The organism is Magnetococcales bacterium (assembly GCA_015231925.1).
Classification (GTDB): Bacteria; Pseudomonadota; Magnetococcia; order Magnetococcales; family JADGAQ01; genus JADGAQ01.
In genome coordinates this window covers 1-6,995 of sequence record JADGAQ010000208.1, presented here as the reverse complement: position 1 = coordinate 6,995, position 6,995 = coordinate 1, and the positions used below count along the sequence as shown (strand labels likewise).

At 63.6% G+C, this 6,995-nt stretch carries 7 protein-coding genes; all 7 read right to left on the bottom strand.

Translation table 11 applies throughout. The features are described from left to right. Window positions 1-347 precede the first annotated feature (347 nt). Window positions 348-2,390: a hypothetical protein gene (locus tag HQL56_17075; GenBank protein MBF0311231.1), complete on the bottom strand. Its 2,043-nt coding sequence runs from the start codon at window positions 2,388-2,390 to the stop codon at window positions 348-350. An 18-nt stretch (window positions 2,391-2,408) separates the two neighbouring features. Continuing rightward, the gene (locus tag HQL56_17070; protein ID MBF0311230.1) at window positions 2,409-2,744 is read right to left on the bottom strand and encodes a hypothetical protein; all 336 of its coding nucleotides are present in this window, start codon (window positions 2,742-2,744) and stop codon (window positions 2,409-2,411) included. A 2-nt stretch (window positions 2,745-2,746) separates the two neighbouring features. Continuing rightward, window positions 2,747-3,196, bottom strand: a complete 450-nt coding sequence (locus HQL56_17065) for a DedA family protein (GenBank protein MBF0311229.1) — start codon at window positions 3,194-3,196, stop codon at window positions 2,747-2,749. Then, on the bottom strand, window positions 3,180-3,836 hold the full coding sequence (locus tag HQL56_17060) for a TIGR04282 family arsenosugar biosynthesis glycosyltransferase (GenBank protein ID MBF0311228.1): 657 nt from the start codon (window positions 3,834-3,836) through the stop codon (window positions 3,180-3,182). Before HQL56_17060 ends, HQL56_17065 begins: the two co-directional genes overlap by 17 nt. After that, window positions 3,823-4,878: a methyltransferase domain-containing protein gene (locus tag HQL56_17055; protein ID MBF0311227.1), complete on the bottom strand. Its 1,056-nt coding sequence runs from the start codon at window positions 4,876-4,878 to the stop codon at window positions 3,823-3,825. Before HQL56_17055 ends, HQL56_17060 begins: the two co-directional genes overlap by 14 nt. A gap of 4 nt (window positions 4,879-4,882) precedes the next feature. Further along, window positions 4,883-5,821: a UDP-3-O-(3-hydroxymyristoyl)glucosamine N-acyltransferase gene (locus HQL56_17050; GenBank protein ID MBF0311226.1), complete on the bottom strand. Its 939-nt coding sequence runs from the start codon at window positions 5,819-5,821 to the stop codon at window positions 4,883-4,885. A 68-nt stretch (window positions 5,822-5,889) separates the two neighbouring features. After that, window positions 5,890-6,995: rod shape-determining protein RodA (gene rodA, locus HQL56_17045; GenBank protein ID MBF0311225.1), on the bottom strand; the 1,106-nt coding region annotated here is incomplete at its 5' end.

Here is a 6,995-nt window from a genome sequence, read left to right as displayed (position 1 = left end):
CCGCTTTGAGCGGCTCACAAAATAAAGCCCCCGGCTCTGCCGGGGGATATTTACTGTTTCGATGTTCACCCTTCCAATCTTCCAGAGAAGGGTTGGAAGGCAAATTACACATCTTATTCTGATAGAGGAGCCTACCCTCTTCAGGAACCCGCTCATCGTAACAGAAGTTCTCCGCAACGGTGCGACGGGGCGCATCGTCATCGTCAAACAGCTTTTGAAAAAGTCCGTTCAAGGGCGCATAGGGACAAACCATGGCGTTGAACCCGAAACCGCGTTCAAAGGAAAAACCGCTTACCCAAAATCAGCGTAGATCAGGAACAACCCGTGATCAAGTTGTCAGCCGATCCTCACCCCTCCTCGACCGAGACTTCCGCCACGCGCAGCATCAGGGGAATCTCGTGCAAGGCTCTGCCGGTCAGCATCTCCCGTGCCACCACCGCGAAGCGATATCCCAGCGGGTGGCCCATGCGGCCGCCGGGCAGCAGCTGTCGCCCCAGCCAGACCGCAGTCCAGGAGACCAGTTCGGTCCAGAAGTCGCGATCCCTCTCCAGCACCTCCTCGACCACCTGCCGGACCAGCCGCACCCTGGCCTGACGCTGCTTGCCCCGGAGCAGGCGGGCCATCTCCTGATTGTCCACATACCAGGAGTGGGTCGCGTCCGATTCCTGGCACCATTCGTGGCTGCTTTGCAGAATGTCCTCCGGGCTGTCCAGCTCCAGCTTGCCCTTTTGGCCCTGAACGATCACCTCCTCCACCAACTCCGGCAGATCGGCCCGCTGACCGAACCACGTCGTGGCCCGAACCACCTCCGCGATGCGCAGCAAGGCCACCGGCGGCGTGCGACCGTTGTCATGCCCCACCTGTAAAAAGTGCATGACCAGGGTATCCAGCAGCGAGCCGTCCACCCGCTCCACCGGCATTTGGGTCCGCATGACCTCCACCTGGTATTCCAGATCCCGCCGCGCCATCGGAGCCGTGGCCCAGGCTTCGATCAGACCCCGGTTCTGCTTGACCAGCAGGTTGCTCAAACGCACCCGCGTCCCTATCCGGGTCACCACCACCAACCCCTGGGTGCCGGATCCGTCCACCGAGGAGGCATACAAAGCATCCAGCTCTTCCCCGCCATCCCATTGGGCGCACGTCACCCCCTGCAGCCGGGCGGAACGGGTGATCTCGTCGATGCGCCCCCTCTCCGGCGCCGGAAGCCAGTTGCGCAGCACGATCAGGCGCCGCAACGCCACCGAGGGAATGCGTTGCGCGTATTTGAGCAACACCTCGCACGCCGACTGACGAATCTGGGGATTCTCCTCCAGGCAGAAGAGGACCATGGTCTCCCGAATCCCGGAGCTGCCTTCGGACATCAGCCGGTCCATCACCTCCTGCAGCGCCTCGGACGGCAGCGAACGCAGCATGTCCATGAGCAGCTCATGGGTCAGGAAAGGATCCCGCCCCTGGGCGCGATGCACTCCTTCCACCGACTCCACCAACTCCTTTGGAGAGTGCCCCGCCCCCTCAACGTCACAATCAACCCGGCAGGCCTCCTCAAAAGCCTGCAACACGCGCGAATCCGGCTCAAGATGAGCCTCGTGCATCAGGTTCAGAACCAGATTCAAACCCATGGAGTCGAGATGCCCCTCCCGACCGGCCACGATCAACTGCTCCTGAAAGGCCTGGACCAGCTCCCGGGCCCACTCGAAATGGCCTTCCAGACGAAAACGCACTTCGCGCAACATGTGGCTCATGAGCATCACATGGGCCTGGAACAGGGGGTTGTCCTCCTCCGTCTGGTTCCGCCCCAGACTGATCAAAGCCGCCAGGGACTCGAACAACAGGTTTGGATTCTGTTCGACCAGATGCAACGGCGGGGGCGGTTGAGCGGACTCCTCTCCGAGGGACCACTGGTAGGCAATGCTCCGTGCCAGGTTGTGATACTCCTTGGAAAGTTGGGCCGGGGTCGGCTTGCCGACCCGACGCGGCGGCAATTGCGGCAGCGGACCGGACATGTCGGTGCGCAGCCGGGGCAGGGTCCAGGCCGGATCGCCCTTGTTCATGCCCAAAAGCTCGCGAATCTCCCGCGCCTTGCCGGAGGCGGTCCCCTGACTCAAGCCCAGATTCTGGCACAACTCAGTGGCCGTCATCGACGGCTGTGAGGTCGGGTTGAACAGGTCGTTCACCTGCCCCAGGGCATAGAGAACCCCGCCCGCCCAGGTCAGAACCCGACCCGATTCCAATGGACACGGCTTCAGACGGCACATGGAGGCCAACAGCAGGTGACACAACGAGCGGTATTCGCCGTCAAGGTGAGCAAGGCAAAAGGTATCCGTAATGGCAACGATCTGGTCAAATATCGGCTGCATCTTCTGCGGTACCCGCAAGGTGCGGAGACTCATCCGCATTTCTCCTCTCGATCAGAAAGGTTCAAAATCCCTGTCCGTCTCGTCTTCCAACAGCGTGCGCAGATCCGGATCGAAACGGCCCACCGGTTCCGGCCCACCCAGAAGGCCAACGGGTCGACCCAGGGTTTCCAGCCACAACGGCCCTCCCACCGGGGGAAACGGGGCCAGAGAGGTGGAATCCATCTCCAGGCGGTCGCACCCCTGAACCAACAACAGCCGAATCAACTCCGCACGGGTCAGACGTCCCCGAGGGGCCAGGCGGCTGTCCTCGCCGGCGCGTTCCAGCAACCGGTCCAGACGCTCCACCAAACCCTGCGCCAGGGTCAAGGTGAGCTTGCGCGAGGCCATCCTCACCACCTCCCCACCAGTTGATTCCAGCCGGACAATCCACCCAGCAGCAGGGCGTAACGCCCACCCTTGCCTAAACTCACCAACAGGACAAATTTCCAGAAAGCCACTTTGGCCATTCCTGCGGCCACGGTCAGCGGATCGCCGATAACGGGAACCCAGGCCAACAGAAGACTCCAGGTACCCAGTCGCTGCAACCGGGCCTGGCCCCGCAACCAGGCCTGCCGCATTCCCGGTCGCCAGCGGGGCAGAGTGGTCACCGCCCAGCGTCCCAGCAGCCAGTTGACCACCGAGCCTCCTACATTACCCAGGGTGGCCAACCACCACAAGCGTCCCCAGGGAATTTCGCTTCCCAAAGCCAGCCCCGTCAGCACCACCTCCGACGAAACCGGCAGCAGCGTCGCCGCCAGAAAGGCGGAGGTGAACAGGCCCGCCTCAGCGGCGAGAGTCATGGTTCCCCATTCCGGCAACCGCTTCGGGCCAGGTCCGACAAAAGCGCAGCCAATCCTCCGGGGTATCCACATCCCACTGACGCGGCAGCTCCAGCCATGGCAATCCCTGTCCTTCCAGCTGCTGCCGGGTCAGCGCCGCCACCCGGTCCGTGCCCCAGGGCATCTGCTCGAACAACTCCGGAACCACCCGGCGCAAGCCCAGCAGCACATACCCCCCATCCTCCGCCGGAGCCAACACCGCCTCGTTCTCCCGTAACGCCGACGCGGCCCGGTCCAGAAGCCCTTGGTCCACCGAAACCGCGTCGGTGCCCAGAAGCATGGCCCACGCCCCCCGCTCCAGTCCCTCCCGAACCGCCGCCAGCATGCGTGCCCCAAGATCCAGGGGCGGTTGGCTGCGGCGTTGCGCCTCGGGAAGCAGCGTGGCGAAAAAGGGCTCGGTATGGGATGGGTCGCACCACAGGTAAAAGTCCACCCCCCGGCTTCGGCACCACCCCTGCGCCAGAGCGCAGGCCCTTTTGACCATCACCCCCTGGGCCGCCGCCGCTCCCTCCGGACCCAACAGGGGGATCAGCCGCGTCTTGACGCGCCCCGCCAGCGGGGCCCGCCCGAAGAGATGCAACGACCCTCTAGCAGCAGCCACCACCGGACACCGGCGCGGAAACCGCCACCTCCCCATCCGGAGGAATCCCGATAAAATGGTCGGTATAGGGACCGGAGGTCAAACGCAGATACTGATCCCGGGAGACCGCAACCCGCTTCCCCGCCGGAAAACGCCCCCCCCGTTCATCCTCCACCAGGGCCATGGGCCCCCGGTAGATCACCCCGTGATCCCGCAACACCACCCGCTCCTCCTGGGGTTTCCAGGCCAGCAGCGTGGCCGACCGGAAGGTGATGCCCTCCACCACCCGCCAGGGATTGGGATCCCACTTGTCCATCATCACCGCGATGAAGCCCGCATCGCGGAAGGCCTGCAGAAAGGCCGCCTCCTCGAAGGCCCCCGACAGACAGCCGGTCCACAGTTCGGCATTCTCCTTCAGGCGCAGCGGAATCTCCCGGTCGGCGACGATATCCGAAATGGCCGCCCGTCCACCGGGCTTGAGCACCCGGAAAATCTCCCCCACCAGGCGGGCTTTGCTGGCGTCTTCCACCAGGTTCAACACACAGTTGGAGATCACCAGATCGACGCTGTTGTCGGCTATCAGGGGGGAGGTCCGGCGTTGCTCGGTTTCCCAGCGGCCATAGGCCTCCATCTCCTGCAGACCCGAAACCGGATGCTGCGCCAGATAGCGGCTCACCTCCTCCAGGTCGAGAGCCAGATCCTCGATGCGCCCCTTGCGGAAGGAGACCCGATCCTCGCCCAACACCCCGGCCATTTGCGCCTGATAACGGCGGGCCAGAGCCAGCATCTCGTCGTTGAGATCGACGCCGATGACACGCCCCCCGCTGCCCACGAGCTGGGCCGCCATATAGCAGATTTTACCACCGCCGGAGCCCAGATCCAGCACCGTCTCCCCCGAACGCACATAGCGGGAGGGATCGCCGCAACCGTAATCCCGCTCAACGATTTCGGCGGGCAGCTTTTGCAACAGCGAGGCATCGTAGCTCACGGGACAGCACAGTTCCTCGACCCGTTCCCGAGCCCCCTGCCCGTACCGCTGCCGCACTTCCAAATCGACATCCATTGTTTCAACCCTCTTGCAACAAGTGGCGGAGACGTTTCATCACCTCGGGCAACTTGCGCAAGGCCGCCAACTCCGCCAGATTGACCCGGTGTTCCTTGCCCCACCAGCCGCTCCAGGTAGCGCCCGCCGGCACATCCCCCGCAACTCCCGAGGTGGAGGCGATGCGCGCCCCCCTCCCGATGACCGCATGGGGCACCACGCCGACCTGTCCGCCGATCACGGCGTAGTCCTCCACCCGCACCGACCCCGCCAGACCCGCCTGGGCCACGATGACGACATGTCGCCCGAGACGGAAGTTGTGACCGATTTGGATCAAATTGTCCAGTTTGCTGCCCTGTCCGATGACCGTTTCCCCGAAACGCGCCCGGTCGATGGTGGTGCCGGAACCGATCTCCACATCGTCTTCCAGCCGCACGATGCCGAAATGGGGAATCTTGTGATGCACTCCGCCGGCGAATTCGTAGCCGAAGCCTTCCCCGCCGATGACCACGTTGCTGTGGATCACGCAGCGTGCGCCGACCAGGCAGTCATCGTGGATCACGGCTCCGGCATGGATGACGCTCCCCTCGCCGATCACCACCCGCGCCCCGATCACCGCGTTGGCTCCGACCGCAACCCCTTCCGCCAATCGGGCGGAGGGATCCACCGTCGCCCGTGGGTGAATGCCCGTCACCGTCAATTCCCGCATGCCGAGGAACTGACCGACTCGGGCCGCATCCAGGGCCGGCGTCTCGCTGCCCAGGGCCGGCAAAGGCGCCGCCTCCAGGAGATCCTTCGGCACCACCATGGCCGAGGCGTCACACGGCCCCAGCATGCGTTTGCGGTCCAGAGCGAAGGTCAGATCCCCCGCCGCACAATTTTCCAGGGGAGAAACCCCCCGGATCTCGCAATCCTCCCCCTTCCAGGGCAGACCCAGCCGGCTTGCCACTTCGCTCAATTTCACCTTGGACCGCCCTTCTCCAAAGAGTTTTCCCCCGTCCTAACCATACCCTTCCCCTCAACGAGACGGGGTTACATACTGCCCCGCTTGCGGGAGTTCACCGCGACATGGGCCAACATACCCAGTCCCATCATGACCGTCACCAGCGAGGAGCCCCCATAGCTGATCAGCGGCAGGGGAATGCCCACCACCGGCAGCATTCCGGTGACCATGCCGATATTGATGATCACCTGCACCGAAAAGAGGGCCGTCACCCCGGCGGCCACCAGCATGCCGAAACGGTCCTTGGCCCCTGCGGCGATCACCAGCCCCTGCACCACCAGCAGACTGTACAAACCCAGCAGGGTCACGGAACCGGCAAAGCCCCACTCCTCCGCCAGTACCGAGAAGATGAAGTCGGTATGACGTTCCGGAAGAAATTCCAGATAACTCTGGCTGCCCGCCATGAATCCTTTGCCCAGCACTCCCCCGGAACCCACGGCGATTTTGGATTGGATGATATGATAGCCTGAACCCAGCGGGTCTTTTTCCGGGAAAAAAAGGGTCATGATGCGCTGTTTCTGGTAGTCGTGCAACCAGTTCCAGGCCAGGGGCACCGAGGCGGCGATCCCCGCCAGGCCGAAAAGCACCGCCTTCCAGGGCAACCCCGCCACGAACAGAATGGTGCCTCCCAAGGCGCCAAGCAGCACCGCCGTGCCCAGATCGGGCTGGCGGGCGATGAGCAGCATGGGCAACAGGATCATCAGCATGGGCACCCAGGTGTCCTGAAACCCCAGCCCTTTGGAAATGGCCCGATCGTGAAAATAGCGGGCCAAACCGAGAATCAGAGTGATTTTCATCAGTTCCGAGGGCTGCAGCCGCATGAAACCCAGATCGAGCCAACGTCGGGCCCCCATGCCCAGAATGCCGAATACCGGCACCAGCACCACCAGGATGAAACTGACGCCGAAGAGGATCCAGGCCCAGCGCCGAAAGAGTTTTTCCTCGGCCAGGCCCAACCCCAGAAAAACCAGGAACGACAACAGAAACCGTGCCCCCTGCCGCACCAGAAAGCCCGTATGGACCACTCCCCCCACCGCGGAATAGAGGACGATGCCTCCCAGGGCCGCCAGAAGCAGCGGCAGCAGGATAAGCCCCGGCGGAAAGCGTCGCAGGCGCTCCCCCAGTTGCAGAAAGT

Bases quoted from the DNA above. Each gene is read 5' to 3' on its own strand.
- HQL56_17075 (MBF0311231.1), bottom strand. From the start codon at position 2,390: ATGAGTCTCCGCACCTTGCGGGTACCGCAGAAGATGCAGCCGATATTT.
- HQL56_17055 (MBF0311227.1), bottom strand. From the start codon at position 4,878: ATGGATGTCGATTTGGAAGTGCGGCAGCGGTACGGGCAGGGGGCTCGG.
- HQL56_17070 (MBF0311230.1), bottom strand. From the start codon at position 2,744: ATGGCCTCGCGCAAGCTCACCTTGACCCTGGCGCAGGGTTTGGTGGAG.
- HQL56_17065 (MBF0311229.1), bottom strand. From the start codon at position 3,196: ATGACTCTCGCCGCTGAGGCGGGCCTGTTCACCTCCGCCTTTCTGGCG.